Source organism: Oleiphilus sp. HI0117, assembly GCF_001635235.1.
The window spans coordinates 1-1,326 of the sequence record NZ_LWGA01001280.1 but is presented as its reverse complement, the minus strand read 5'-3'; the positions used below and the strand labels follow the sequence as shown (position 1 = coordinate 1,326).

At 46.6% G+C, this 1,326-nt stretch carries 1 protein-coding gene; it reads left to right on the top strand.

Annotation, left to right across the window (positions count from 1 at the left end; all coding sequences use genetic code 11):
* A partial coding sequence (locus A3757_RS22265; protein WP_197470225.1) for an esterase-like activity of phytase family protein occupies positions 1-1,239 on the top strand: 1,239 nt, incomplete at its 5' end.
* Between the last annotated feature and the right edge of the window lie 87 nt (positions 1,240-1,326).

Here is a 1,326-nt window from a genome sequence, read left to right as displayed (position 1 = left end):
TTATTCGTCAACTCTGAACGTGCTAACCTAGTATTTGTTTACGATGTCAGTAACCCAGAGCAGCCTGTATACAAGCAAACCCTACCTGCGGGTGTGGGCCCTGAAGGTGGCTTGGCTATCCCTGATAGAAACCTACTGGTTGTCGCCAGTGAAAAAGATGATCGTGGTGATAAGTTCCGTGCGGCATTGAATATCTATCAGCGCTCTAGCGCAGATGCAAGCTACCCAACAATCGAGTCAACTAATCGAGTCGATGAGACACCCATACCTTGGAGCGCACTATCTGGTTTGGCAGCAAGCCCAACAGATGAAAACATGCTTTATTCCATCGAAGACAGCTTCTATGGTCAAAGTCGTATTTTCGGTATTGACGTCAGCACCACACCCGCTCAGCTGAACCAGGAAGTCACAATCAAAGATAGCAATAATATCTTTGCAGCCATTTCCAGAAGCGTTTTGGCAGATGATTCGGTTGATGCTGACGATGCAACACGCGTCAGTGTTTTCGATGAAGCAGACCTAGCGCTACTGATCAATGATGACAACAGCGTCAATATTGACCCTGAAGGTATAGCCGTTGCCAGCGATGGCGGTTTCTGGGTTGCTTCTGAAGGTTCAGGTACACAAGGGGATGCAGGACGACCAATCAATAGCTTGAACTTCATATTCAAAACCGATGCGAATGGCGTCATTGAAGAAGTTATCACACTGCCACAATCAGTGAATGATATTCAAGTACGCTTCGGCTTTGAAGGCATCACTGAATATAACGGTTCAGTCTATGTAGCAATTCAGCGCGCTTGGGGCGATGAAGCGAATCCACGCATTGGTGCTTACAATACGACAAGTGAGCAGTGGAGCTTCTTCTTCTACCCTCTCGATACTGCCGAGTCGCAAAATGGTGGCTGGGTTGGTTTATCTGATATCACCTCGATTGGCGACGGTAAGTTCCTAATGCTTGAGCGTGATAACCAGGGCGGCAAAGATGCAGCCATTAAGCGCATCTATGAGTTTGACGTATCTGCACTGAGCGATGGCGACACCATTAGCAAGACTCTGGTCAGAGATCTTATTGCTGAAGGTGACTTGTCTGCGCCAGGTGGAGCGACTTACGAGAAAATGGAAGGCTTAGCCGTAACTGCAGACAATACTGTTTATGTCGTCAATGACAATGACGGTGTTGATGATAGCAATGGTGAGACGCAGTTAATCAACTTAGGTAATGATTTACTAAACTAAGTGTTAAACAGGTTTAGTCTTACTTAAACAAAAGGGGCCGGTCGATTTAGACCCGCCCCTTTTTTCATGCTCTAGGCAACACTCTTA